The sequence below is a fragment of the Streptomyces sp. NPDC057950 genome (assembly GCF_042887295.1).
Classification (GTDB): domain Bacteria; phylum Actinomycetota; class Actinomycetes; order Streptomycetales; family Streptomycetaceae; genus Streptomyces; species Streptomyces kaempferi.
Genome location: NZ_JBHVPP010000014.1, coordinates 1 through 25,887 on the forward strand (window position 1 = coordinate 1; position 25,887 = coordinate 25,887).

Annotated in this window: 22 protein-coding genes; 10 read left to right on the top strand and 12 right to left on the bottom strand. The window is 68.6% G+C overall.

The annotated features are described in order from the left end of the window. From ACFVTC_RS22925 to dnaA, 3 genes are all read right to left on the bottom strand, one after another. Positions 1 to 116 (bottom strand): NAD(P)-binding domain-containing protein (locus ACFVTC_RS22925; RefSeq protein ID WP_381235709.1); only part of this gene is annotated, 116 nt, incomplete at its 3' end. A gap of 162 nt (positions 117 to 278) precedes the next feature. Then, positions 279 to 1,409, bottom strand: coding sequence for a DNA polymerase III subunit beta (gene dnaN, locus ACFVTC_RS22930; RefSeq protein ID WP_153289618.1), 1,131 nt, complete (start codon positions 1,407 to 1,409; stop codon positions 279 to 281). Positions 1,410 to 2,653: 1,244 nt separating this feature from the next. Next, positions 2,654 to 4,714: a chromosomal replication initiator protein DnaA gene (gene dnaA / locus ACFVTC_RS22935; protein ID WP_390129812.1), complete on the bottom strand. Its 2,061-nt coding sequence runs from the start codon at positions 4,712 to 4,714 to the stop codon at positions 2,654 to 2,656. Positions 4,715 to 5,109: 395 nt separating this feature from the next. On the opposite strand from dnaA, the gene rpmH reads away from it, so the two are divergent. The 9 genes from rpmH (at position 5,110) to ACFVTC_RS22980 (ending at position 12,096) form a co-directional block, all read left to right on the top strand. Further along, positions 5,110 to 5,247 carry a 50S ribosomal protein L34 gene (gene rpmH, locus ACFVTC_RS22940; RefSeq protein WP_006381191.1) on the top strand — a complete coding sequence of 46 codons (138 nt, stop codon included), beginning with the start codon at positions 5,110 to 5,112 and terminating at the stop codon, positions 5,245 to 5,247. Between the two features lie 18 nt (positions 5,248 to 5,265). After that, a complete protein-coding gene (gene rnpA, locus ACFVTC_RS22945) occupies positions 5,266 to 5,637 on the top strand; it encodes a ribonuclease P protein component (RefSeq protein ID WP_390129814.1) in 372 nt (123 codons plus the stop codon). Beyond that, on the top strand, positions 5,634 to 5,987 hold the full coding sequence (gene yidD / locus ACFVTC_RS22950) for a membrane protein insertion efficiency factor YidD (protein ID WP_168529051.1): 354 nt from the start codon (positions 5,634 to 5,636) through the stop codon (positions 5,985 to 5,987). Before rnpA ends, yidD begins: the two co-directional genes overlap by 4 nt. A 3-nt stretch (positions 5,988 to 5,990) precedes the next feature. Continuing rightward, the gene (yidC, locus tag ACFVTC_RS22955) at positions 5,991 to 7,283 is read left to right on the top strand and encodes a membrane protein insertase YidC (RefSeq protein ID WP_390129816.1); all 1,293 of its coding nucleotides are present in this window, start codon (positions 5,991 to 5,993) and stop codon (positions 7,281 to 7,283) included. 15 nt (positions 7,284 to 7,298) lie between these two features. Then, positions 7,299 to 7,808 (top strand): protein jag, encoded by a 510-nt coding sequence (locus tag ACFVTC_RS22960; protein WP_390129819.1) that lies wholly within the window; start codon positions 7,299 to 7,301, stop codon positions 7,806 to 7,808. A gap of 118 nt (positions 7,809 to 7,926) precedes the next feature. After that, the gene (gene rsmG, locus ACFVTC_RS22965; protein ID WP_390129822.1) at positions 7,927 to 8,643 is read left to right on the top strand and encodes a 16S rRNA (guanine(527)-N(7))-methyltransferase RsmG; all 717 of its coding nucleotides are present in this window, start codon (positions 7,927 to 7,929) and stop codon (positions 8,641 to 8,643) included. 336 nt (positions 8,644 to 8,979) lie between these two features. Then, positions 8,980 to 10,053 (top strand): ParA family protein, encoded by a 1,074-nt coding sequence (locus tag ACFVTC_RS22970; protein WP_390130160.1) that lies wholly within the window; start codon positions 8,980 to 8,982, stop codon positions 10,051 to 10,053. Next, positions 10,050 to 11,156, top strand: a complete 1,107-nt coding sequence (locus ACFVTC_RS22975) for a ParB/RepB/Spo0J family partition protein (protein WP_390129824.1) — start codon at positions 10,050 to 10,052, stop codon at positions 11,154 to 11,156. Before ACFVTC_RS22970 ends, ACFVTC_RS22975 begins: the two co-directional genes overlap by 4 nt. 322 nt (positions 11,157 to 11,478) lie before the next feature. After that, positions 11,479 to 12,096, top strand: coding sequence for a GNAT family N-acetyltransferase (locus tag ACFVTC_RS22980; RefSeq protein ID WP_390129826.1), 618 nt, complete (start codon positions 11,479 to 11,481; stop codon positions 12,094 to 12,096). 156 nt (positions 12,097 to 12,252) lie between these two features. On the opposite strand, the gene trxA is transcribed toward ACFVTC_RS22980, so the two are convergent. The 7 genes from trxA to ACFVTC_RS23015 all read right to left on the bottom strand — a co-directional run bounded on the left by trxA (position 12,253) and on the right by ACFVTC_RS23015 (position 22,138). Beyond that, entirely contained in the window at positions 12,253 to 12,585 is a 333-nt protein-coding gene (gene trxA, locus ACFVTC_RS22985) for a thioredoxin (protein WP_390129828.1), read from the bottom strand. Between the two features lie 42 nt (positions 12,586 to 12,627). Then, the gene (gene trxB, locus ACFVTC_RS22990; protein ID WP_390129830.1) at positions 12,628 to 13,590 is read right to left on the bottom strand and encodes a thioredoxin-disulfide reductase; all 963 of its coding nucleotides are present in this window, start codon (positions 13,588 to 13,590) and stop codon (positions 12,628 to 12,630) included. Between the two features lie 185 nt (positions 13,591 to 13,775). Further along, positions 13,776 to 14,726 carry a hypothetical protein gene (locus ACFVTC_RS22995; protein WP_390129832.1) on the bottom strand — a complete coding sequence of 317 codons (951 nt, stop codon included), beginning with the start codon at positions 14,724 to 14,726 and terminating at the stop codon, positions 13,776 to 13,778. Next, positions 14,723 to 15,454 (bottom strand): RNA polymerase sigma factor SigM, encoded by a 732-nt coding sequence (gene sigM, locus ACFVTC_RS23000; protein ID WP_390129834.1) that lies wholly within the window; start codon positions 15,452 to 15,454, stop codon positions 14,723 to 14,725. Before sigM ends, ACFVTC_RS22995 begins: the two co-directional genes overlap by 4 nt. 31 nt (positions 15,455 to 15,485) lie before the next feature. Next, entirely contained in the window at positions 15,486 to 17,198 is a 1,713-nt protein-coding gene (locus tag ACFVTC_RS23005) for a serine/threonine protein kinase (RefSeq protein WP_390129836.1), read from the bottom strand. Between the two features lie 118 nt (positions 17,199 to 17,316). After that, positions 17,317 to 19,623: a murein biosynthesis integral membrane protein MurJ gene (gene murJ, locus ACFVTC_RS23010; RefSeq protein ID WP_390129837.1), complete on the bottom strand. Its 2,307-nt coding sequence runs from the start codon at positions 19,621 to 19,623 to the stop codon at positions 17,317 to 17,319. A 46-nt stretch (positions 19,624 to 19,669) separates the two neighbouring features. After that, entirely contained in the window at positions 19,670 to 22,138 is a 2,469-nt protein-coding gene (locus tag ACFVTC_RS23015) for a DUF6049 family protein (RefSeq protein WP_390129839.1), read from the bottom strand. A 224-nt stretch (positions 22,139 to 22,362) separates the two neighbouring features. Here ACFVTC_RS23015 and ACFVTC_RS23020 point away from each other — a divergent pair, with 224 nt between their 5' ends. Beyond that, entirely contained in the window at positions 22,363 to 23,829 is a 1,467-nt protein-coding gene (locus ACFVTC_RS23020; protein ID WP_390129841.1) for a CCA tRNA nucleotidyltransferase, read from the top strand. Between the two features lie 118 nt (positions 23,830 to 23,947). Here the strand turns inward: ACFVTC_RS23020 and ACFVTC_RS23025 are convergent, their stop codons facing one another. Both ACFVTC_RS23025 and ACFVTC_RS23030 read right to left on the bottom strand, forming a co-directional pair. Continuing rightward, positions 23,948 to 24,433, bottom strand: a complete 486-nt coding sequence (locus ACFVTC_RS23025) for a hypothetical protein (protein ID WP_390129843.1) — start codon at positions 24,431 to 24,433, stop codon at positions 23,948 to 23,950. 97 nt (positions 24,434 to 24,530) lie between these two features. Beyond that, positions 24,531 to 25,808 carry an MFS transporter gene (locus ACFVTC_RS23030; protein WP_390129845.1) on the bottom strand — a complete coding sequence of 426 codons (1,278 nt, stop codon included), beginning with the start codon at positions 25,806 to 25,808 and terminating at the stop codon, positions 24,531 to 24,533. Between the last annotated feature and the right edge of the window lie 79 nt (positions 25,809 to 25,887).

A 25,887-nucleotide genomic window follows, 5' to 3' on the forward strand; every position in this document is an offset into this window, starting at 1 on the left:
TGGACATCGGCGAGTTCCGGATTGCGGTCGTATCCGATGACGGTGTGGCCTGCGCGGCGGATCCGCTCGCGCATGTTGCCGCCCATCTTGCCGAGGCCGACGAGACCGAGCTCCATCAGTTGTTCCTTAGGTTTGCGACGTGGCGTGAGGGCACTTTCGTACCTGTGTCTGAGCCTAAACCCGGACGCTCACGCACACCTGTGGGCATAGCCGCTCAGGCGTTACGCCCCACCTGCGGATTCGCCCGCCGACCGGCTCGGACCGGCGGGCCCAGGGCCTCAGCCGGACAGGCGCACCGGCATGATCAGGTACTTGTATGCCTCGTCCGCCTCGGCGTCCACGGCGGGCTTGCCGCTGAGCAGCGCGGGCTTCGTGGACGTCGTGAACGACAGCTGCGCGACCGGGGAGTCGATGGCGCTCAGACCGTCGAGCAGGAACGTCGGGTTGAAGGCGATCGAGACGTCGTCGCCCTCGAGCTGCGCGTCGACCCTTTCCACAGCCTGTGCGTCGTCGCTGGAGCCGGCTTCCAGGATCAGCACACCCTGCTCGAAGCTCAGCCGCACCGGGGTGTTGCGCTCGGCGACCAGGGCCACACGCTTGACGGCCTCCACGAAGGGGGCGGTCTCGATGACGGCGATGGAGTTGAACTCCGTCGGGAACAGCGAGCGGTACTTCGGGAGGTCGCCCTCGAGCAGCCGGGTGGTCGTGCGCCGCCCGGCGCCCTCGAACCCGATCAGGCCCTCGCCCGCGCCGGAGCCGGACAGCGCCAGGATCACGCTGTCGCCGCTCGTGAGGGCCTTGGCGGTGTCCAGGAGCGTCTTGGCGGGCACCAGGGCGACCGCGGACGCCTCCGGGTTCTCCGGCTTCCACAGGAACTCGCGGACCGCGAAGCGGTAGCGGTCGGTGGAGGCCAGCGTGACCGTGTCGCCCTCGATCTCGATGCGCACACCGGTGAGGACGGGGAGCGTGTCGTCGCGCCCGGCGGCGATGGCCACCTGCGCGGCGGCCGACGCGAAGACCTCGCCCGGGACGGTGCCGGTCGCCGACGGCATCTGCGGCAGGGCCGGGTACTCCTCCACAGGCAGGGTGTGGAGGGTGAACCGGGAGGAGCCGCAGACCACGGTCGCCCGTACACCGTCTGTGGAGATCTCCACCGGCCGGTTGGGGAGAGCGCGGCAGATGTCCGCGAGCAGGCGGCCGGAGACCAGGACCGTGCCCTCCTCCTCGACCTCCGCGTCGACGGAGACACGCGCCGAGACCTCGTAGTCGAAGCTGGAGAGGCTCAGGGCGCCCTCCTCGGCCTTCAGAAGGAGGCCGGCGAGCACAGGCGCCGGCGGACGGGCCGGGAGGCTGCGAGCCGCCCAGGCCACTGCCTCCGCGAGTACGTCGCGTTCCACCCGGATCTTCACCGTTGCCGCCTCCGTCTGTTGCCGGCGCTCTCGCCCTGCTGGCCTTCGTCGTCTCACTCGGTGTCGCTCGGACCGCCGAGGGGAAGGACACCGGGGAACAGTCTGACGCACCGCACTGACAGTCGGTGCCCCTCGGGGTCAAGTCGTACCGAGCGGCAGTGGAGGCTCCGGGAGCGAGTTGTGCACAGCCCCCACTTCGAAACGGTTCTCAGGCTCTCTCTAGTTGGTCTTAGTAGTAGGCCCTGTGGAAACCGTGGATAACCCTGTTTTCGCAGGTCAGAGTGGATTTTTTGTCCACCGACCCTGTGGGTGGAGGCGGTGGAAAACCGGGGGCGTCTGTGGATGGCGAAAAGTTCTGCACACACGATGCACAGCCTCGGGCCACTTCTCCCCAGCGCCGTCCCCAGCTTTACCCACGTTCCCCACAGGCCAACCCGGCACCTCGATGTGACGCCTTTCACTCGACACGGTGAGAGGGCGCGTCTTGTTGCCGAACAGTGGACAGAGGTGTGGAGAAGCTGGGATTCACTGGGGACAAGAGGCGCCGGCCTGTGGGTTGCCGGTGGACAACTCCACGCACACCCTGTGGATCATTCCTTTGTCCACAGTCTGTGGAGAGCGTTCATCCACGAATCCACAGGGGGCTGACCTGGCCCGATGGTCCTACGACCGCACCCCCTGTGGACACGATCGGGACAACTTCGCGGTCCCCAGGGTGTGGACGTCAGAAAGTCACCGAATCTGTGGAGGGTGGCCGTAACCCCGCGCGTATTCGAACAGACGGTGCCGAGGGCATGACCTCTGAACGACGCGGGACGGCCTCCGAAAGCGGACGAGGAGTGCCTCGGCGGGTGCCGGAACGGCGTTCCGGACGGTGCCGGGCGGCGCTCCCGGGGGCGTGGGGCGAAGCCGGAACGCGCGTGGGGTGGGGCCGGAACGTGCGTGGGGCGGGGCCGGCGCGGGCCTCGGAACCCCTTGAGGGATCACCGCCAAGGCCCTCACGAGCTCGGCAGGCCGAGGGGACGCGGGGCGGACGCGCGGGGAGTTGGCAGGCCGGGGAGACGTGGGAGCAGGGCATCGGGGCCGCCCGCGGGGACGGCGGGAGCGGCGTCGGGATGCCGGGGACGTCGGGATGTCGGGGACGTCGGGATGTCGGGGACGTCGGGATGCCCGGGACGTCGGGGGAAACGGAAGGCGCCCGCGGGAGAGTGTCCCGGGGGCGCCCTGTCCGGCGTAGGGCCGCGTCAGCCGTTCTTGATGCGGTTGGTGAGCTCGGTGACCTGGTTGTAGATCGAGCGGCGCTCGGCCATCAGCGCGCGGATCTTGCGGTCGGCGTGCATGACCGTCGTGTGGTCGCGGCCGCCGAACTGGGCACCGATCTTCGGCAGTGACAGGTCGGTCAGTTCACGGCACAGGTACATGGCGATCTGGCGCGCCGTGACCAGGACGCGGCTGCGCGAGGACCCGCACAGGTCGTCCACCGTCAGGCCGAAGTAGTCGGCGGTGGCCGCCATGATCGCGGTCGCGGTGATCTCCGGAGCCGAGTCCTCGCCGCCCGGGATGAGGTCCTTCAGGACGATCTCCGTCAGACCGAGGTCCACCGGCTGCCGGTTGAGCGACGCGAACGCCGTCACCCGGATCAGCGCGCCCTCCAGCTCGCGGATGTTGCGCGAGATCCGCGACGCGATGAACTCCAGGACCTCCGGCGGGGCGTTGAGCTGCTCCTGCACCGCCTTCTTGCGGAGGATCGCGATACGCGTCTCCAGCTCGGGCGGCTGGACGTCCGTGATCAGCCCCCACTCGAAACGGTTCCGCAGCCGGTCCTCCAGCGTCACCAGCTGCTTGGGCGGCCGGTCGCTGGAGAGCACGATCTGCTTGTTGGCGTTGTGGAGCGTGTTGAAGGTGTGGAAGAACTCCTCCTGCGTCGACTCCTTGTCCGCCAGGAACTGGATGTCGTCGACCAGCAGGATGTCCATCTCGCGGTAGCGCTTGCGGAAGCTGTCGCCCTTGCCGTCGCGGATGGAGTTGATGAACTCGTTGGTGAACTCCTCGGAGCTCACGTACCGCACGCGGGTGCCCGGGTAGAGGCTGCGGGCGTAGTGCCCGATCGCGTGCAGCAGGTGCGTCTTGCCGAGACCCGACTCCCCGTAGATGAAGAGGGGGTTGTACGCCTTCGCCGGCGCCTCGGCGACGGCGACCGCGGCGGCGTGCGCGAAGCGGTTCGAGGCGCCGATGACGAAGGTGTCGAAGAGGTACTTCGGATTCAGGCGCGCGGTGGGCTCACCGGGACCGGAGGCCGGCGCGGGCTTGGCGGCCAGCGGACCCGGGGCACCGCTGGAACTCGGCAGCGACGGGCCGCCGCGGTGCAGGGGGCCGCCGCCCGAGGACGGGTCCTGGAGGTCACGGCGGTCGGGACGCTGGTCGTAGTCGGGGCGCGGCTGGTCATAGTCCTGGCGCTGCTGCTCGTAGGGCGGGCGCTCCAGCGACTGCGGTCGGTAGTCCTGCGACGGCGAGGCGTACGGGTCGCGCTCCGGGAAGCCGAGGCGCTGCTGCTGCCAGCCGTAGTCGTCCTGGCTGTGCCGGGGCCAGGCACCGGGCTCCGGACGCTGGTAGTCCGGGTACGCGGGGCGGGCGGTCGGCAGCTGGTCGGAGCGGCCGGGCGGCAACTGATCGCCGGGCCCGCCGGGCAGCTGGTCGGCACGGCCTCCCCGGTGATCGCCCCGGTGGTCACCGCGGTGATCTTCACGCCGTTCGTCACGGCGGTCGTCGGCGCGGTGGCGACCGTACCCCTCGTACCCTTCGCGGCGCGGCGCGTCGTAGGTGTTGCGGTCCTCACGGCCCGAGTCGTAGCCGTTGCGGTCGTCACGCCCCTGAGCGTCGTAACCAGTGCGCTCGTCGCGGCCCTGGCCGCCGTAGGAGTTGCGGTCGTCGACGCTCTGGCCGTCGTACGGGTCACGGCCCTGGCCCGCGGCCGAGGAGGGGTCGAGCTCGTCGTACCGGGGCTGGACGGGAGGCGGCGGGGGCTCGCCCGCCGAGTCGTCGACGGTGATCGCGATGCGGATCGGACGCCCGCACTCACGGCTCAGCGTCTCGCTGACGATCGGCGCGAGGCGCCCTTCCAGTACGCCCTTCGCGAACTCGTTCGGGACGGCGAGCAGGGCGGTGTCCGCGACCAGGGCCAGGGGCTGGCAACGTTTGATCCAGTGCTCGTCCTTCACCTCGACACCCTGCCCGCGGCCCTCACCGAGGAGTTGTTCCAGTACGCGTGGCCACACTGCGGCAAGATCGGCAGGTACGTCAGCCACAGGGCACGCTCTCTCACGGGTCCCACGAACGTGTGGTTCTGGGAACAGGTTGGGAAGTCAGTCGGGTGGGACGGGGAACAAAACCGCTGGGGCGGGGGGAAGGGAACGAATCGGAGTTCAGCCACGGTAGTCAGGGCGACCGCTGTGGTTCAAGTTGTTGTCCCCAGCCTGTGGACAGTGTCTCTCGCCGGGTGCTGGTTTGACCGAATGGCGCAGCCGCGCGTACCGTAACCAGGTCGAGTTGTCGATGGCTGCTGCCGCCTGCCTCCGATGGGCACAGATCGCGAAAAGTGATCGGGAAGCGGTGCACTCGGGCGTAATGCGAGCTACTCGTGGGCGCACGGTGACAGCCAGGACGGCACCCCGCCATCACCGATTCTTTCTGGAGCCCCCGAGTGAGCAAGCGCACCTTCCAGCCGAACAACCGTCGTCGCGCCAAGACCCACGGCTTCCGCCTGCGGATGCGCACCCGTGCCGGCCGCGCGATTCTCGCGAACCGCCGTGGCAAGGGTCGCGCGAGCCTGTCCGCCTGATCATTTACAGGTCATGACGTGCTGCCTTCCGAGCATCGGCTGAGGCGGCGCGAGGACTTCGCGACCGCGGTACGCCGAGGACGCCGGGCCGGACGCCCGCTCCTCGTCGTCCACCTTCGTAGCGGTGCAACGGACCCGCACGCGCCTGGGGAGAGCGCTCCCCCGACGCGTGCGGGTTTCGTCGTGAGCAAAGCCGTGGGTGGAGCCGTCATACGCAACGCGGTGAAGCGCAGGCTTCGCCATCTGATGCGTGACCGGGTCGGCCTGCTGGCCCCCGGTAGCCTGGTAGTCGTACGAGCGCTGCCCGGTGCGGGCGACGCCGACCATGAACAGCTGGCCCAAGACCTGGATGCCGCTCTTCAGCGGCTGCTGGGAGGGGGCGCGCGATGAAGTACCCGCTGCTGGCTCTCATCAAGCTGTACCAGTGGACGATCAGCCCGCTGCTGGGGCCGGTGTGCAAGTACTACCCGTCGTGCTCCCACTACGGCTACCAGGCCATCGACCGCCACGGCGCGATCAAGGGAACGGCACTCACCGCCTGGCGCATCCTCCGGTGCAATCCGTGGTCGCTGGGCGGTGTGGACCATGTTCCGCCGCGCAAGCGTCCGCGATGGCACGAGATGGTGCGCGACGCCTGGCGCGCACGCAAGGGCGGAACCTCCGCCGCCGAACCGGCCACCGGGGAGACCACTGCCCCGGGCCCGGCCGCCGAGACTCCGTCCCATGCTCAAGGAGCCTGATTAGTGGACACGATTGCCGGTTTTTTCAGCTTCATCACGACACCCGTTTCCTGGGTCATCGTCCAGTTCCACTCCGTGTACGGGAAGATCTTCGGTCCCGATACGGGCTGGGCCTGGGGCCTGTCGATCGTGTCCTTGGTGATCCTGATCCGTATCTGCCTGATCCCGCTCTTCGTGAAGCAGATCAAGGCCACTCGGGCCATGCAGACCCTGCAGCCCGAGATGAAGAAGATCCAGGAGCGCTACAAGAACGACAAGCAGCGCCAGTCCGAAGAGATGATGAAGCTGTACAAGGAGTCGGGCACCAACCCGCTCTCCTCGTGCCTTCCCATCCTGGCGCAGTCCCCGTTCTTCTTCGCTCTGTACCACGTGCTCAACGGCATCGCGACGGGCAAGACGATCGGCGTCATCGACGATCGGCTGCTCGCCAGCGCCCGTAACGCGCACATCTTCGGTGCCCCGCTCGCCGCGAAGTTCACCGACAGCGCCGACAAGGTCGCCCAGCTCGGCGCTCAGATCACGGACGTCCGTGTCGTCACCGCGATCATGATCGTGCTGATGTCGGGATCGCAGTTCTACACCCAGCGTCAGCTGATGACGAAGAACGTCGACACCACGGTGAAGACGCCCTTCATGCAGCAGCAGAAGATGCTGATGTACGTCTTCCCGGTCATGTTCGCCGTCTTCGGCATCAACTTCCCGGTGGGTGTCCTTGTCTACTGGCTCACCACCAACGTGTGGACCATGGGCCAGCAGATGTACGTCATCCGCAACAACCCGACTCCGGGCAGCAAGGCCCAGGCCGCTTACCTGGAGCGCCTGCAGAAGCACGTCACGCACCACGGCAAGACCCGCAACCGGCGCGAGAAGACCATCATCAAGACGATCGTCGGCAAGGGCCGCGACCGCAACGAGTTCGAGCGCAAGTTCATCAACGGTCTGACCAAGGCGGGCCTCGTCGCCCAGCCCGACGGCCTCGTGGTGAAGGGCGAGAACGCGACGGTCGTCGAGACCGAGGACGGCACCACGATCACCACCGGCGGCGCTCCCAAGCGCCAGCAGCCGAAGCGCCAGTCCAAGTCCCAGCGCCAGTCGGGCACGACGACCAGTACGGCGAAGACGGTGGACGAGTCCGAGCCGAAGACCTCGCTGATCAAGTCCGACGAGCCGCAGGACGCCAGCACCGCCCCCAAGCCGGCAGGCGGCGGCAGCAAGCCGGGCGCCGGTACCCGCAGCAAAGCCCAGTCCGGACAGCGCAAGGGCCCGCAGCGGCCCAAGTCCCCGTCCAAGAAGTAAGAAGGAGTCCATCCCGTGACGGAAGGCACCACCTCCGCCGCCGCCGAGGGCGACACCCTGACCCGCCTGGAGCAGGAAGGCGAGATCGCGGCGGACTACCTCGAGGGTCTGCTGGACATCGCCGACCTCGACGGCGACATCGACATGGACGTCGAAGCCGATCGCGCCGCTGTCTCGATCATCAGCGACGTCGCCGGCCGTGATCTGCAGAAGCTCGTCGGCCGTGACGGCGAGGTGCTCGAGGCCCTCCAGGAGCTCACGCGCCTGGCCGTCCACCGGGAGACCGGGGACCGCAGCCGGCTGATGCTGGACATCGCGGGCTACCGGGCCAAGAAGCGCGAGGAGCTCTCCGAGCTCGGCGCCAAGGCCGCGGCCGAGGTCAAGAGCTCCGGCGAGCCGGTGAAGATGAAGGCGATGACACCCTTCGAGCGCAAGGTGGTCCACGACGCGGTGAAGGCCGCGGGGCTGCGCAGCGAGTCCGAGGGCGAGGAGCCGGAGCGCTTCGTCGTCGTACTCCCCGCCTGATCGGTACGTATGTTCCTCCGGCCCCGTCTGTTGAGCAGGCGGGGCCGAACTTTGTCAGCCTGATAGTCCTGGTGGTCAGCGCTCAGTGCGCTTATGCGGTACGGAAGGACGGTCCCCCGTGACGGAGGCAGCGGAGCTTCCTCCCGCGCCCGAGCAGGCGCGCGAGGTATTCGGCGATCGCTTCGCGGACGCGGTCCGGTACGCGGAGCTCCTGGCGGAGGCCGGAGTGGAGCGAGGGCTGATCGGCCCGCGCGAAGTGCCCCGCCTGTGGGAGCGGCACCTGCTGAACTGCGCGGTGCTCTCGGAGGTCGTACCCGAGGGCGTGACGGTGTGCGATGTCGGCTCGGGCGCCGGGCTCCCCGGCATTCCGCTGGCGCTCGTCCGTGAGGACATCAAGATCACGCTCCTTGAGCCGCTGCTGCGGCGCACGAACTTCCTCACCGAGGTCGTGGAGCTCCTCGGACTCGACCATGTGACGGTTGTCCGTGGCCGTGCGGAGGAGGTCATGGGCAAGCTTCCCCCCGTCCACGTGGTGACGGCGCGGGCCGTGGCGCCTCTGGACCGTCTGGCCACGTGGGGGATCCCCCTGCTGCGCCCGTACGGCGAGATGCTCGCGCTGAAGGGGGATACGGCGGAGGAGGAGCTGAAGAGCGCCACAACGGCTCTCAGCAAGCTGGGTGCGGTGAAGACCTCCGTCCTTCACGTCGGCGAGGGAGTGGTCGATCCCCTCTCCACCGTTGTGCGCGTCGAGGTCGGGGAGAGCCCGGGTGGTGTGCGCTTCGCGGCCAAGCGGGCCAAGGCGGCGCGGACGGGGCGAACGCGGCGCCGCCGCTGATCCCGTGAGACTGGTCGACCTGGACTCCCGGCTCCGCACGACGGAGCCGGGAGTTTTTGTCACTGCGGCTGATCCGTCCTGACCACGAGTCGTACTCCACACAAGCTGCCCCACCATGTCGCTCGGAGTGTCGCGCCTTCGTGGCCGTGGCGGCCTTGCATCGTGTTTCACGTGAAACGTCGCTCACTGTTGCACGGCATCATCAGTCGCGGCCGAGCCGCGGCCGAACCCCGCGACCGGCAGCCTCTCGGTTCACTCCGAGAGGGGGTGGAGGTGTCCACAGAGGTGGATTTCTCCACAGAAGCACGGGCCTCGCTGGTTCACGACCCCGAAGGCATGGGAGGCTCTGTTCATTGCGAGCCTGAAGTCGAGGAGAGTGAATCCTTGCGGTCCGACGCCAACATCGCGGGACCGATGACCGATCCGGTCCCCGGTCCCCGTACCGAGTCGATGGGAGCGGATGTTTCACGTGAAACACCGCCTCCGATGGACGACACTCCCATCGGTCGTGCTGCCCAATTGGCGGTGGAGGCGCTAGGTCGCGCCGGCGAGGGCCTGCCCCGGCCTGAGCAAACCCGCGTCATGGTGGTCGCCAACCAGAAGGGCGGGGTCGGTAAGACCACGACCACGGTCAATCTTGCCGCCTCGCTGGCCCTGCATGGCAGTCGTGTCCTCGTGATCGACCTCGACCCGCAGGGCAACGCCTCCACCGCGCTGGGTATCGATCACCACGCTGAGGTTCCTTCCATCTATGACGTGCTGATCGACAGCAGACCGCTCTCCGAGGTCGTCCAGCCGGTCCCCGATGTGGAGGGACTCTTCTGCGCGCCTGCCACGATCGATCTCGCCGGTGCGGAGATCGAGCTGGTGTCCCTGGTCGCGCGGGAGAGCCGACTGGAACGAGCGATCCAGGCATACGAGCAGCCGCTGGACTACATCCTCATCGACTGCCCGCCGTCGCTCGGTCTCCTGACGGTCAACGCGTTGGTCGCGGGTGCGGAGGTCCTCATCCCCATCCAGTGCGAGTACTACGCGCTGGAAGGGCTGGGACAGCTCCTGCGCAACGTCGATCTGGTACGGGGGCATCTCAACCCCGACCTTCATGTCTCGACGATCCTGCTCACCATGTACGACGGCCGGACCCGCCTGGCGTCCCAGGTCGCGGACGAGGTGCGCAGCCACTTCGGCGAGGAGGTGCTGCGGACGAGCATTCCTCGCTCGGTCCGTATCTCCGAGGCCCCCAGTTACGGGCAGACGGTGCTGACCTACGATCCAGGGTCGAGCGGTGCCCTCTCGTATCTTGAGGCCGCACGAGAAATCGCTCTCCGAGGAGTCGGTGTGGCGTACGACGCGCAGAACGCCCATGTGGGCGCACAGAACAGTCAGAACATTGTGGAGGGGATCCAGTGAGCGAGCGACGACGAGGGCTGGGGCGAGGCCTCGGCGCACTGATTCCCGCGGCCCCGACAGGGGAGAAGACGGTCCCCTCGCCGGGAGGTGGACTCTCCACCTCACCGACCGGCGGGCCCGTGCTCACCGCGGAACGGGGAGTGGCGGCGGCGAAGGTGACCACGCTGCCGCCCGTGTCACAGGAAGCTGAGGAGTTCGCGGCGAGCGGAGGCCCGGAGACGCCGGCCGCGCCGGTCGGTGCGCACTTCGCGGAGCTGCCGCTCGACTTCATCACTCCCAACCCGCGTCAGCCCCGTGAGGTCTTCGACGAGGACGCTCTGTCCGAGCTCGTCACCTCCATCAAGGAAGTCGGGCTCCTCCAGCCCGTCGTCGTGCGTCAGGTGGGGCCGACGCGCTACGAGCTCATCATGGGTGAGCGGCGCTTCCGGGCCTGCCGTGAAGCCGGGCTGGACGCCATTCCGGCGATCGTGCGCGCCACCGAGGACGAGAAGCTCCTCCTGGACGCCCTGCTGGAGAACCTGCACCGCGCTCAGCTGAACCCGCTGGAAGAGGCGGCGGCCTACGACCAGCTGCTCCAGGACTTCAACTGCACGCACGATCAGCTGGCGGACCGTATCGGACGCTCGCGCCCCCAGGTCTCCAACACCCTGCGTCTGCTGAAGCTCTCGCCGGCGGTCCAGCGTCGTGTCGCCGCCGGAGTTCTCTCCGCGGGTCACGCACGGGCCCTGCTCTCCGTGGCTGACTCGGAGGAGCAGGACCGGCTGGCCCACCGCATCGTGGCCGAAGGGCTGTCGGTGCGGGCCGTCGAGGAGATCGTCACCCTGATGGGATCCCGTCCGCAGACCGCTCCACGCTCCAAGGGGCCCCGGGCCGGTGCTCGGCTCTCCCCGGCGCTCAGCGATCTTGCCACGCGTCTCTCGGACCGCTTCGAGACACGGGTGAAGGTCGACCTGGGACAGAAGAAGGGGAAGATCACCGTCGAGTTCGCCTCGATGGACGATCTTGAGCGGATCCTCGGCTCACTGGCCCCGGGCGAGGGGCCCGTCCTGCAGAGGAGCCTCCTGGACGGCGACTCTGAGGACACGGAGGACACGGAGGACTGAGCGTCCTGGTCGGAGATCTCGGATCCACCGACCGCAAGAGCGGGTCATGTCCGGTGTGTACCGGAACACGGCCCGCTCTTTGCTTTCTGACGGTATCGATGGAATCGCATCGTGGATACGATGCGATCGGGTACGACGCATTCACCTGGGGCACCTTCATCGGGGAGGCGGGGGCCATGCACAGCGTGAGCCGTACCGGACTGGTGACCGCGGGTCTGGGCCTGGGGGCGGTCGGCGGGTTCGTCGGTAGCCTGCTCAGGGAGCGAAGCGCTCTGACTGCCGCCCGCGGCGCCGCGGGCGAAGGAAGCGAGGAACATCCTTCATGGGGCGTCGGCTCGTACCGCTCACGCTGGACAACCTTCCAGATCTTCCCCAGCGCTGTCGGGCGTGCGTCTTCTGGGAGCTGGACCCAGTCAGTGGGGAAGCCGCGCTGAAGGCGGGGACGTCCGAGCTGGAGAAGGAGTCGTGGATCTCCGCCGTCCTGCTGGAATGGGGATCCTGCGGCCGCGTGGTCTATGTGGACGACGTGCCGGTCGGCTTCGTGCTGTACGCGCCCCCGGCGTATGTCCCCCGCGCCACCGCGTTCCCCACCAGTCCGGTCTCACCGGACGCCGTCCAGCTGATGACCGCTTTCATCCTGCCCGGCTACCAGGGCCAGGGACTGGGCCGGGTGATGGTCCAGACGGTCGCCAAGGATCTGCTGCGCCGGGGCTTCAAGGCGATCGAGGCTTTCGGGGACGCACGTTGGAGGGAACCGGCCTGTCTACTGCCGGCAGACCATCTCCTGGCGGTGGGCTTCAAGACCGTGCGGCCCCACCCCGCCTATCCACGTCTGAGGCTGGAGCTGCGAACGACGCTCTCCTGGAAGGAAGACGTGGAGATGGCGTTGGACCGTCTCCTCGGGGTGGTCCAGAAGGAACCGGCGCTTCGCCCGCTGTAGCCAGTGGCGCGGCCCGTGGTCGGGTGGTCGGGGCTCTGTACCTGCGATCGGTGCCTGAGACGACAAAGCGAATGGGCCAGCCCGGAAGGCTGGCCCATTCGTGTTTCACGTGAAACACGCGCCGCTTGGGTGCGGTTCTCACCTACTGCCTACTGCCTACTCGGCGATGAAGTCCTCGAGGTCCCGCACGAGCGCGGCCTTCGGCTTGGCACCGACGATGGTCTTCGCGACCTCGCCACCCTGGTAGACGTTCAGGGTCGGGATGGACATGACGCCGTACTTGGCGGCCGTACCCGGGTTCTCGTCGATGTTGAGCTTGACGATCTCGATCTTGTCGCCGTACTCGGCCGCGATCGCCTCGAGGGACGGCGCGATCTGGCGGCACGGACCGCACCAGGCGGCCCAGAAGTCCACCAGGACGGGCTTGTCGCTCTTGAGGACGTCCTGTTCGAAGGAATCGTCGGTCACGTTCTTGAGGGTGCCGGCCACGGCGGGCTCCTTAGCTGGTTGGTGCGGTGGGGCGGACGGAGGTCAGACGGTGGCAGCCGCGGCGGTCTCGCTGTCCGAGAGGGCGGCGAGGTAGCGCTCGGCGTCGAGGGCGGCGGAACAGCCGGTGCCGGCCGCGGTGATGGCCTGGCGGTAGGTGTGGTCGACGACGTCACCGGCGCCGAAGACACCGGTCAGGTTCGTGCGGGTCGAGGGCGCCTCGACCTTGAGGTAGCCCTCGTCGTCCAGGTTGAGCTGGCCCTTGAAGAGCTCGGTGCGCGGGTCGTGGCCGATGGCGATGAACAGACCGGTCACCGCCAGGTCGGAGATCTCGCCCGTCTTCAGGTTCCGCAGCTTCAGGCCGGAGAGCTTGGGGTCACCCTCGATCTCGGCGACTTCGCTGTCCCAGACGAACTTGATCTTCGGGTCGGCGAAGGCCCGCTCCTGCATGGCCTTGGAGGCACGCAGGCTGTCACGGCGGTGGACGATCGTCACGGACTTGGCGAAACGCGAGAGGAAGGTGGCCTCCTCCATCGCGGTGTCACCGCCGCCGATCACGGCGATGTCCTGGTCCTTGAAGAAGAAGCCGTCACAGGTGGCACACCAGGAGACGCCGCGTCCGGAGAGGGCGTCCTCCCTGGGCAGGCCCAGCTTGCGGTGCTGCGAGCCCGTGGTGACGATGACGGCCTTGGCGCGGTGCACGGTCCCGGCGGTGTCCGTGACGGTCTTGATCTCGCCCGACAGGTCGACGGCGACGATGTCGTCCGGCACCAGCTCAGCACCGAAGCGCTCGGCCTGGGCGCGCATGTTGTCCATGAGCTCAGGGCCCATGATGCCGTCCTGGAAGCCGGGGAAGTTCTCCACCTCGGTGGTGTTCATCAGCGCGCCACCCGCGGTGACGGCGCCCTCGAAGACCAGCGGCTTCAGCGACGCGCGCGCGGTGTAGAGCGCTGCCGTGTAGCCGGCAGGCCCGGACCCGATGATGATCACGTTACGGACGTCGCTCACGGCTTCATTCCTCGTTTCTGGAGAACTGCTGCGTACTGCCGGTGGGAGCCTCTCTCAGAACTCTCACCCCACCCAACGGATCCTAAGGGGCGTGCATTCCCGCTGTGTCCGGGCACACGGAGATGGGACGCGGCACAGAGATCCCATGGGGTTCCTGGGGAAAGGGGGACTCTGAGGGGACGCTTTCAGGAGCGGGTGTACGAGTGGGTCAGCAGGAGCTTGCCGGGGGATGTTCCCCCGGGTTTCTCGCAGGCCGCGTCGACGAGGTACGCCGTGACCTTCGCGCTGTCGGAGGTGTCCGGCAGCACGACGAGATAGACACTCGTTCCGTTGTACGTGCCTTTTTCCGCGGCGAGAACGGTCCCGGTGCTTCCGGTCCCCTGTTGGATGCAGTCGGGGATCTGCACAGCGGGCGTGATCAAGGTGTCCACTCCGCCGGAGCCGCCGTCCGCGCCGTTGGACTCGACTCCCCACGGATGCTTCGAACCGCCGGAGCGGTCCCGGCCGTTCTTGTTCTTCGCGAGAAGGTCGGTGACCTGGGTCTGCAGCGTTCCTTCGGAGTAGGAGTTCTTCGACCCCTGCTGCGTTGCCGTCTGAGGGCTCTTGCCGGTGCCGTCATCGCCCAGCGTCTGAAAGAGGATCGCGCCCAGCCCCAGGGCGGCGGCGGTGAACGCTGTGCCGAGGAGGGCCACCTTGCGGCGTCCTGGACGGCCCCGATGCGAACGGCCCGGTCCGGTGGCCGCGTGGGAGTGCCCCGAGGGGCGTTTCGCGGAAGGAGCGGAGCCGGGGGCGGACTGCGTACCGGAGACGCTCGTGGCCGATGTTTCACGTGAAACAGCGACGCTCTGATCGTCGTCATCGAGCGTGTGGCCCGGTGCCGCGGTACTGAGCAGTGCCTCCGCGGCCAGTGCGGCATCGATCCGGCCGGCTACCTCGTCGGGCATGCGCGTCGGCCCCGGCAGGGTGCCGAGCAGCCCACGGATCTCCTCCAGGGAGTCGTACACGTCGGCGCAGAGCGCACAGTCGTCCAGATGCCGTCGAACGTCCGCGGTGCGGGAGAGCGGGAGCAGACCTTCGGTGAGGTCGGAGATCTCCGCGACATCCGGGTGCCCGGCCGTATCCGTCGTGGATGTCACGCTCGCCCACCTCCGCCCTTCACAGCAGCTGAATCGCTTGGCCCTGCGTCACGGGGACCCGCGTCGTGCGGTCCCGCTGCCGGTGGGACGGATGCCCCCTGCGTCCGGTTCCTTCCACCCTCCGATTTGTTGCTGCCCGTGCTGCTTCTGTCCTCCGACCGGAGGTGGGTGAGCAGCGGAAGCAGTCTGGCTCTGCCCCGGGCGCAGCGGCTCTTCACCGTGCCGACGGGTACGTCGAGGAGGGTGGCCGCCTCTGCGACGGGGTAGCCCTGCATGTCCACGAGGACGAGGGCGGCGCGCTGGTCGGCCGGGAGGGTGCTCAGGGCCGTCACCAGTTCGCGGTGAAGGTCGTTGCGCTCCGCGGGAGCGGAGGCTGACTCGTGGGGCTCTAGGAGCTGTTCCAGGCGTTCGGTGTCATCGACGGGGGAGGTCTTCCTGGAAGCGGCCTTGCGGGCACGGTCCAGGCAGGCGTTCACGGTGATGCGGTGCAGCCAGGTCGTGACGGCCGACTGGCCACGGAAGGTATGGGCGGCCCGATAGGCGGAGACCAGTGCGTCCTGGACGGCGTCAGCGGCCTCCTCGCGGTCTCCCAGCGTGCGCAGGGCCACCGCCCAGAGCCGATCACGGTGACGCCGTACGAGCTCACCGAAGGCCTCCGGATCGCCGTCGACGTGACGGGCGAGGAGGTCCTGATCGCTTGCATCGGCGTATGCGGCCTCATCGGCCATCGGACCCCCTCCCCCTGTTTTTACGCGAGCGTCAGCCGGTGAACTTCACGTCAGTGATGGCCTGCTTGTAGCCGGCGTTGCTGTACTGGTCACCGGACGCGTAGGGCATCGCCGTGATCCAGAGCAGTACGTACCGACTCTTCACCTTCTTGCTGACCGTGATCTTCGCGGTCGTGCCGCTTGTGGTGATGGACCCGATCCTCGTCATCGAATCCACGGGCGTCGAAGAACTCGTCGAGTCGGTTGCGTACAGGCCGATCGTGGTGTGGTCACCGGGGTACCGGAGCCCTATGGAAGCCGCCGTGACGGTCTGCTGCGAGCCGAGGTCGTAGACGACGCCGACACCCGGCTTGAAGGCCGGATTCATGTCGGGACCGTCCACGAAGCTCTTGCTCCGCCAGTACGTCGAGCTGTCCCCGTCGTACGTCTTGTCGACGTCCCTGGCAGCCTGGGGGGAGCCCTTGGCGACGTACTCCTGCGCACCCTTGATGCCGATCGGCTTGACCGGCTTGGTCTTCTCGCTGTTCTTGTCGTTGCCGTCCGTCGTGCGCGTCGGCTGGGTGTCGTCTGACTTGGCGCGGTCCATCAGGGCGTCCGCGAGCTGCCAGCTGCCGAGGCCCAGGGCGGCGATGAGGAGCGCCGACACCGTCCACTTGAGGGCCTTGCCGGTGCGGCTCTGCAGCGGGGGCGGGGGGGCCGGCACCGGCTGCGTGGCGTGCGGCACAGGGCGGCCGTAGCTGCCCTGCTGGTACGAGGTGCGCTGGTACTCCGGCGGAGCGGTGAACGCGGGCTCCGGCGGCCGGATGCGGGGCATCTCGGCGATCGCCTTGACCAGTTCCTCCGGCGTCGTGCACGGCGACTCGTGTCGAGAGGCGGTCGCGCCGTCGTTGGCGAGCGCGCGCATGGCGAGCTCGGACAGGCCACGGTGGACGCCGGCCCGCACCTGGTCCGGTGCGATCAGGCCGACTCCCTTGGGCAGCCCCGACAGGCCGTACGCGTCGTTCTCGTACGGCCACCGCTGAGTGAGTGCGGCGTACAGGAGTGCGCCGATCGCCTCGGTGTCCGTGCGCTGGGGGGTGTTGGAGCTGATGCCGCGCAGCGCGGCGTTCACCGCGAGCCCACGGATGCGCCACTGGCCGCTCGACGTGCGCAGCACGGCGCTCGGGGTCAGCCGCAAATGCGCGAGGCCCTCACGGTGTGCGGCAGCCATGGCCTGGGAGACCTGCGTGACCATCTGGTAGGCATCGTGGACCTCCAGCGGGCCCGCGGCCAGGAGCGCCGTCAGCTCCGTGGCGTCCGGCAGCCATTCGTGGACCACATAGACGAGGTCGTTCTCCTCGACCGCGTCCAGGACCTGGACGAAGCGGGGGTCGCCCAGCAGGGCGGAGGATCGGGCCGCCGCCAGTACCGAGCGGGCCCGCGGATGGTCGGCGGGCAGCAGATGCACGCCGACGGCCCGGCGCAGCTTCTCGTCCACCGCGCGCCAACTGCTGAAGCCGTCCAGACGGGTGACGCACTCCTCGAGGCGATACCTCCTGGCCAGCTTGTGGCCGCTGTGCAGTTCTGGCGGTGAGACCTTCCCGGGACTCTCGGTCCCGCCGCTCCCCTGTGCCTCGTCGCTGTCCGTCTCCCGCTCCCGGTTCTGGGCCACCCCGTCGGACGTGGACTGGCCCGCCTTGGCGGTCAGCGGCTCATCGCCACTGTTGTCTGCCACGTCGACGGCAGCCGTGCTCCGTTCCGCCACCGTCGTACCCGCCTCCCCATCCATTGCGCGCTGTCCGACGCAGAAACCAATTGTGCCCACAGTCCGGCGCTATGCACGACACACGGCGACGGACGATGGTTGTGCTCGTACCCCCGCCTCAGCGCCCCAGGCGCCCGCGGACCATTCCGACCATTGAGTTGAGTTCTTCGATGCGCATCTTCCGCGCGGCGACGTAGAAGACGCCGAACAGCACGATGCTGCCGCCGAGCAGGGCGGCGAACGAGCCGCCGACCCCCTGTCCCAGCGTCTGTGCGATCCCGTAGCAGGCGGCGCCGCTCAGCAGCGCCGCCGGAACGGCGGCGATACCGAGCCTGGCGTAGGTGCGCAGGACTCGGGCCCCGTCAAGGTCGCCGCCGAGCCTCTTGCGCAGCCTGTTCCAGGCGACCCCGACGCCGATCGCGTAGGCGAGGCCGTAGGAGGCGGCCATGCCGACGACGGCCCAGCGGGCGGGGAGTACGAAGTAGCACACGGCCGAGGCCACGGCGTTGAAGACCGCCACGATGACCGTGTTGTAGAAGGGGGTCCGGGTGTCCTCGTACGCGTAGAAGGCGCGGAGCACGACGTACTGCACGGAGAACGGGATGAGACCGAGGCCGAAGGCCATCAGCATGTAGCCCATGTTGGTGGCCGGCGCGATGCCCGAGGACCCGAAGATCAGGGTGCACATCGGAATGCCGAGGGAGAGGAAGCCGAAGGCGATCGGCACGATCGCGACGGCCGTCGTCCGCAGCCCCTGGGAGATGTCGTCGCGCACCGCGCCGCTGTCCCCCTCGTGAGCCGACCGGGAGATACGCGGCAGCAGGGCGGCCATCAGGGAGACCGTGATGATCGCCTGCGGCAGACCCCAGATCAGCTGGGCGTTGGCGTAGGCGGCGAAGCCGGTTCCCTTGACGGAGTGCTGGCCCGCGGCGGTGGACAGCTGGGTGACGACCATCGCACCCGCCTGGTTGGCGAGGACGAAGAGCACGGTCCACTTGGCGAGCATCGCGGCCTTGCCGAGGCCGTGACCCTTCCAGTCGAAACGCAGCCGCAGTCTGAAGCCGGTCTCCCGCAGATACGGGATCATCGCCAGGGACTGGACGACGAGACCGAGGAGCACGCCGACGCCGAGGAGCCGCTGGCCCTCCGGCGGGATGTTCTCGACGGACATGTCCGAGTGCGCGGCGGTGCCGTACACCCAGATGAACATGCCGAGCGTCACGATGATGACGATGTTGTTCAGGACCGGGGTCCACATCATCGCGCCGAACTTGCCCCGGGCGTTGAGAACCTGCCCCATCACCACGTGGATGCCCATGAAGAAGATCGAGGGCAGGAAGTAGCGGGTGAAGGTGACGGCCACCTCGTTGGCGGCGGGGTTGGTGGCCACGGGGTTCGACAGCATGCGGACCAGAAGGGGAGCGGCCAGCATCGCGAGCGCGGTCAGCAGGCCGAGCGCCACCATGACCAGGGTCAGCAGGCGGTTGGCGAAGGCCTCGCCACCGTCGTCGTCGTCCTTCATCGCCCGCACGAGCTGCGGCACGAAGACGGAGTTGAGACCACCGCCCACGGTCAGGATGTAGATCATCGTGGGGAGCTGGTACGCGACCTGGAAGGAGTCGCCCAGGAAACCGAGCCCCAGCGCGGAGACGATCAGCGCGGAGCGGATGAAGCCGGTGAGCCGGGACACCAGGGTGCCGGCCGCCATGACGGCGCTCGACTTCAGCAGACCCGACGCACGACCGCCCTTCTTCGGGGCGGCCGCGGCGGTGGGCGGCGCCGTGGGGGTGAGCTGCATCGTCTGCTCGGACAGCGGGCCGGGAGGCTGAGCCGCCGGGCCCCGGCGCACGGACGGTGCCTGTGCCTGTGCCGGGGCGGCCGTGGCCTCCATGGACGGCCGGACGCCGCCCTGCCGCTGGTCACGGAAGAGGTGGGCGAACGCATCGGTCTCGGGCTGCTGCTCGGCGGCCTGCGTGACGAGATCGTCGACGCCGACGAACTGGGTCGTGCGCGCGTCCTCGCCGTACGGCAGGTGGCGGCTGGGACCCGCCGGCTCCGGCGGAGGCGTCTGGGCCCACACACGAGGGTCGGGGGCGTGCTGCGCGGTGGGCGGCTGGGCGTAGAGCGGCTGCTGCGGGTACTGCGGTCCCCCGGGCGGCGGGGGGTGCGCCGCACGGTCGTAGAGCGCCTCGGTCACCGGATCCTGGGCGGCGAGATCCTGCGCCCGGTAGGGGTCCTGGTCGTAGGCGTCCTGGAAGTACATGTCCGGGTAGTGCCCCGGAGGCACCTGGCCGGGCTCGGCCGGAGGCCCCTCCGGGTAGCCCTCGGGGTAGCCGGAGTTCCCCGCGCCCTGCTCGGGGCGGCCCTCGGGGTAGCCCGAGCTGCCCGCGCCCTGACCGCGGTCACCGTCGTACGGCGCGTTCATGGTTACCCCACCTCATCGTCCCCGGGCCCACCGGCCACGACATCGCTCAACGGTCCACTCTCTCACCCGTGCCGGACGGGTCGGTGCTTTCCGGTGCGGTGTCCGGTGCGGGGTCACTCGGCTGCTCGGGGGCGTCCGCCCCGGGCTCCGTCGTGGAATCCCCGTCGGGACCGTCCTTGGAGCGCTCGGTGTCCTCAACAGTGTCTACGGCGCCTGCGGCGTCCTTGTTCACGCCGTTCACGCCGTTCACCCCGTGCACGCCCGTAGCCTCGCCGTCGGTTCCGTCCTCGGCGTCCGGGGCGTTCTCCCGTGCCTCCTCGGCCTGCCGGGCCGCCGCGCGCTTGCGCTGCGTGTACATCCGGAATCCGGCGAGCACGAGGAGCAGCACGCCACCACCGATGACCAGCATGACGGTGGGGGTGATCTCGGTGACCTTCACCTCGAACGGCACGGCGGGACCGTACGCCTGGCCGTCCTCGGTGAACAGCTGGGCGGTCACTGTCACCGGGCCGTTGGCCTTCGAGGAGGTCGTGAACTTCACCGACTGGCTGTGCTCGCCCGCGACCTGGATCGGCTGCTCGTGGTACGCGGCGTTACCGATCTTGAGGCGGGTGGGCTGCTTCGACGTGAGGCGCAGTACCAGGTGGTGGACGCCCTGCACGAGGTTGTTCTGCACCGTCACCGGGATCGTGGCACTGCGGCCCGACAGCTTCGCGTCGGACTTGTCGATCAGCTTGACGAGACCGGTGAGGTTGTTGAGGTACGTGTCCACCCCGTCGCGGAAGGTCTCCCCCTGAGCGGCGCGGCCGCGCCAGGACGTCGACATCCCCCGGTCTATGGCCCGCCCGAAGGGAGTCACCACGCGGGACTTGTCGGTGAGGATGACCTTGAACCTGTCGAGGGTGTGCTGCGTGGCCTGGATCGTCTCGAAGTCCGACCGCGTCAGCTCCTGATTCTTCAGGGAGAGCGGGTACGAGGACACGGGGCGGATGGTTGTCGTGGCGTCCGGATCCGGTTTGGCCTTGGCGGCCGCGGACAGGCCCTCGGCGTCGGACCAGTTTCCGTTCTGGAGCGCCTTCACGGCCGTCGCCATCGCCTGCGCCTGGCTCACCGACGGCATGCGCTGCGGGGCGACGACGATGTTGCGCTGGTGATTCGGCTCCTGGAGGTTGAGCGCGAGGGCCTGTGCCAGGAATTCCTGCACGGCCAGCGTGGAGCTGTCGGCCTTCGTCATGTCGCCCTGGAACTCCGTCGACAGCCGGTAGTCCGAGACCACCGCCGTCGTGCCGCCACCGATGGGGCGGGCGGCACTGGGGGTGTACGTCAGATCGCCGGTCTCACGGAGGCTGTCGCTACGGGCGATCACCTTGTGTGCGCCCGCGGAGGTCGCGACCTTGACGATCGACGGGTCGACGGCGCCGTTCACGGGCCACGCGAAGTCCGTCTCCGGCTTCACGTGGATGATCGTGTCCACGGTGTCGGAGGCCACGTCGGTGGCGTCCTTGAGGTGGTTCAGGGAGTCGGCGACGTCCTTGCCCCGGTGCGCCAGCGACGCGAGGTCGGGGTCGGCGAAGGGGAGTGCCACGACTTCCTTGTCGGAGACCGTCTTCTCGAGCTTGTCGAGCCACTCCTTGGCGACGGCCTGATTCTTGCCGGCCGTCGTGGTGTCGCCGTCCTGGATCCGGTAGTTGCCCGTCATGGCGTCGACCGAGGCCAGCAGGTCCGGGTCGAGGACCCAGGTGACGTCGAGATCGCCGCCCAGCGTCAGCAGCTGGTCGAGGCGGCCACCGGGGGCGATCTCCTCGGCCAGCTCGTCGTTCTGGAAGACGGGGGTCTGCTGGGCGTCCGAGCCGGTCTCCGCGCTGAGGTGGACCGTCGAGATCAGCGGCCAGAGATACGCCGTCTTCGTCCGGGTGCCCGCGGCCTCGGGCTGCCAGGGCAGGAACGTCCGCTCGATCCCCAGCACGTGCTCCCACGGTTCCGCGGAGGTCTGACCCGAGAGGGAGACGCCCAGCTGGTACACCCCGTCGGATCCGAGGTCGAGCTCCTTGACAGGCACCGAGACACTGAATCGCTGCGAGACGCCGGCGGGGAGCGAGGAGAACTTCTGGACGTACTTGCCACCGACCTCCAGGGGGTCGAGCCCCGGCTGGAACCCGGTGCGCTCGGCGGCGTCGTCGATGGCCACCCGACCATCGAGGGAGGGGCCCACCCGCAGCCCCACGTGGGCGTCGGTGACCGTCTGCTTGCCCTTGTTGGTGATCGAGCCGGAGACGGTGACCGTGTCGCCGTCCGTGGGGGCGCTGGGGCTCAGGGAGTCCAGGGAGACGTCGACCGTCCGGGACCCGCTCGCGGCGGCCGCAGAGGCCGTTTCCGCGGCGTGCGCGGCCGGAGAGGCGGACAGCTGGAGCAGTCCGGCCAGGAGGGGCGCCCCGGCCAGCAGTGCGCCGGTGCGCCGCAACCACCGGTGGGCAGGTGAGGGACTCGTCCCTTGGAAGTCTGCCGCCTCGGCCACGCGCTCGCCCGTCCCTCGTCGTCGTCAGTGGTCGTCGGAATGTGCGTCCACGCATGGTAACGATGCGCGCTGAGGGGAAGTGCCGCGGAGTGCTCCACAAGATCGGCAGACTGGGTCGACTGTCCCGTATGTGCGTGTATTGAGGGCCGTGTAAAAGGGGAGAAGGCCTGTGCACGTTTTATGGAGGCGCCCCGGGGTGCCCCGGCCACGTACCCTTTTCTGTTGTGCCGAACGCCAACGAAGACAACCCCAGTGCCCTGAGCCAGGTGCAGCACCGCGCGGTGAGTGAACTGCTGCGGGTGTCCCCTGTCGCCGACGACCTCGCTCTCCGATTCCAGGAGGCGGGGTTCTCCCTCGCCCTCGTCGGCGGCTCGGTCCGGGACGCGCTCCTCGGCCGGCTCGGCAACGACCTGGACTTCACCACGGATGCCCGGCCCGAGGACGTACTGAAGATCGTGCGTCCCTGGGCGGACGCCGTCTGGGAGGTCGGGATCGCCTTCGGCACCGTCGGCGCGCAGAAGGACGCCCTCGTGGACGGCGTACAGCAGTCCTTCCAGATCGAGATCACGACATACCGGTCCGAGGCGTACGACCGGACGTCCCGCAAACCCGAGGTGTCCTACGGCGACTCGATCGAGGAAGACCTCGTGCGCCGCGACTTCACCGTGAACGCGATGGCTGTCGCGCTGCCGGAGAAGAAGTTCATCGACCCGCACGGCGGCCGGGAGGATCTGGCCGCCCGGGTGCTGCGCACCCCGGGAACGCCCGAGCAGTCCTTCTCCGACGATCCGCTGCGGATGATGCGGGCCGCCCGGTTCGCGGCTCAGCTCGACTTCGAGGTGGCCCCGGACGTCGTCGCGGCGATGACGGACATGGCAGGACGTATCGAGATCGTCTCGGCGGAACGGGTACGGGACGAGCTCAACAAGCTCGTTCTCTCCGCGCACCCGCGCAAGGGCCTGACGCTGCTCGTCGACACCGGTCTCTCGGCCCATGTGCTGCCCGAGCTGCCGGCCCTGCGGCTGGAGCGTGATGAACACCACCGGCACAAGGATGTCTACGATCACACCCTGATCGTCCTGGAACAGGCCATGGCGCTGGAGGAGAACGGCCCCGACCTGACCCTGAGGCTGGCCGCACTGCTGCATGACATCGGCAAGCCGAGGACGCGGCGTTTCGAGAACGACGGACGGGTCTCCTTCCACCACCACGAGATGGTCGGCGCGAAGATGACCAAGAAGCGGATGTCGGAGCTCAAGTACTCGAACGAGCTCGTGAAGGACGTGTCCCGGCTGGTCGAACTTCATCTTCGGTTCCACGGGTACGGCACCGGCGAGTGGACCGATTCCGCGGTACGGCGCTATGTACGGGACGCGGGACCGCTCCTCGACCGCCTGCACAAGCTGACCCGCTCCGACTGCACCACCCGTAACAAGCGCAAGGCGACCGCGCTCTCGCACGCGTACGACGGCCTGGAGGAGCGCATCGCCCAGCTCCAGGAGCAGGAGGAGCTCGACGCGATCCGGCCCGACCTCGACGGCAACCAGATCATGGAGATCCTGGGCATCGGACCGGGTCCGGCGATCGGCCAGGCGTACAAGTTCCTGCTGGAGCTGCGGCTGGAGAACGGCCCGACGGAACACGATGCCGCAGTGACCGCGCTCAAGGAGTGGTGGGCCGAGCAAGGCTGAGGGTCATGCGTGTAGGTCATGTTTCACGTGAAACATGACCTACACGCATGCGACGGAGAGCGGCGAGGGGTGGTGTTTCACGTGAAACACCACCCCTCGCCGCGTGTAAACGGTGCCGTTACTTGTTCTCCTTCAGGCACAGCACCACGTCGTGGCCGCCACCCGACTGAATGTAGGAGATCGTCGCGTCGGCGACGTCCTTGCACTTGGTGTCGTCGCTGGTGTTGTCGAACTTCGCGACGACCTTGAACTGCGCGTCACCCGAGGAACAGTCGACCTTCTTGAGGTCGGCCTTGGAGTCCGTGCCGTCGTTGTGCATGCAGTTGCCGACGGACGCGGTTTCCGCGTCGCTCTGGCCGAGGTACCACTTCACCCCGTACAGGCCCAGGGCGACGACTATCAGGACGACGATCCGCAGGGCCTTCTTGCCGACACGCTTGGCCGGGGCCGGGGCCGGGGCCGGCGGAGGCACCGGGGCGCCCTGGTTGGGGAACGGCGCGTAGGGCTGCTGCGGCGGAACCCCCGGCTGTGCGGGCTGCTGCCCCATCGGAGCGGTGGGCTGCTGGGCGTACGGGTTCTGGCCGTGGGGCGGCGGAGTAGCCATTGGGGTCCCCCCTGGGACGTAGGCGCGTGGCGCGAGATAAGACGCACGTAAGTTATCCGGAGCCTGTGACAACGCAGTAGTCGGGAGGGGCTCTGTGTCATTGATGTGACACTGGCCGGCGCTCAAAACGGGCCAGAGAAACAGCAATCGCCGCGTAGACCAGGGCAACGGTGGCCACGAGCGGAACCGAGCGTCCGTCAGGAGGCAGTATCAGGGCGGCCACCGCGGCCGCGCCGACGAAGGCGACGTTGAACAGGACGTCGTAGACGGAGAAGATCCGGCCGCGGTAGCCGTCGTCGACCGAGGACTGCACCACGGTGTCGGTGGCGATCTTCGCGCCTTGTGTGGTCAGGCCCAGGACGAAGGCGGCGGCCAGCACGGGGGGCGGGGTGAAGGACAGACCGAGAGCGGGCTCCAGGACCGCGGCCGTGCCGGCGCACATGACGATCCAGCCCCCGGGGCCCAGTCGCCCCACCGCCCAGGGCGTCACCACGGCCGCGGCGAAGAAGCCGGCCCCCGATATGCCCACGGCCAGCCCCAGCAGGGCGAGCCCGTCGTCCGAGCCGGACGACCAGGCATACCGGCAGAGCATCAACATCATGACCGTCAGGGCGCCGTAGCAGAAGCGCATCAACGTCATGGCCAGGAGCGCACAGGCGGCTTCTCGTCGCGCGGGCCCGGCGAGATGGCGCACGCCCGCCACCAGTCCGCGCGCGGTACCGGCGAGCGCCGTGCGCAGGCTCGGCCGCACCCACCGCTGCTCCGGGCCGAGCAGTTCCGGGGAGATGCGCAGGGAGGCGAGCGCCGCGGCCAGGTAGAGGGCCGCCCCGACGAGCACGACCGCCGCGTCCGAGTCCGAGGCGACCAGCCGCACGACGAAGGCGAGGCCACCGCCCGCGGTCGCGGCGAGTGTCCCGGCGGTGGGCGAGAGGGAGTTGGCGATCACCAGCCGGTCGGAGTCGACGACGCGGGGCAGGGCGGCCGAGAGCCCCGCGAGGACGAAGCGGTTGACCGCGGTGACGCACAGCGCGGAGGCGTAGAAGAGCCAGGAGGGGACGTGGCTCAGCATCAGAACGGCCGTCACACACGCCAGCGCGGCTCGCAGCAGATTGCCGTACAGGAAGACCTGGCGGCGGCGCCAGCGGTCCAACAGGACGCCCGCGAAGGGGCCGATGAGGGAGTACGGGAGGAGCAGGACGGCCATGGCCGAGGCGATCGAGGCAGCCGAGGTCTGTTTCTCCGGGGAGAAGACGACGTAGGTGGCGAGCGCGATCTGGAAGACCCCGTCGGCGCCCTGGGACAGCAGGCGGATTCCGAGCAGACGTCTGAAGTTCTCGAGGCGCAGGAGGACGCGCAGGTCACGCACGACGGCCATGGGGCACAGCCTCACATACGAGGAAGGTCCCCGGGTGAGTGACCCGGGGACCCTCGACGGGCAGGAGCGAAGAGCCCCT

Excerpts from the sequence above, each read along its gene's own strand:
- yidD (WP_168529051.1), top strand. The coding sequence starts at position 5,634 with ATGAAGTACCCGCTGCTGGCTCTCATCAAGCTGTACCAGTGGACGATC.
- ACFVTC_RS23030 (WP_390129845.1), bottom strand. The coding sequence starts at position 25,808 with ATGGCCGTCGTGCGTGACCTGCGCGTCCTCCTGCGCCTCGAGAACTTC.
- ACFVTC_RS23025 (WP_390129843.1), bottom strand. The coding sequence starts at position 24,433 with ATGGCTACTCCGCCGCCCCACGGCCAGAACCCGTACGCCCAGCAGCCC.
- ACFVTC_RS22980 (WP_390129826.1), top strand. The coding sequence starts at position 11,479 with ATGGGGCGTCGGCTCGTACCGCTCACGCTGGACAACCTTCCAGATCTT.
- ACFVTC_RS22970 (WP_390130160.1), top strand. The coding sequence starts at position 8,980 with ATGGGAGGCTCTGTTCATTGCGAGCCTGAAGTCGAGGAGAGTGAATCC.
- murJ (WP_390129837.1), bottom strand. The coding sequence starts at position 19,623 with ATGAACGCGCCGTACGACGGTGACCGCGGTCAGGGCGCGGGCAGCTCG.
- sigM (WP_390129834.1), bottom strand. The coding sequence starts at position 15,454 with ATGGCCGATGAGGCCGCATACGCCGATGCAAGCGATCAGGACCTCCTC.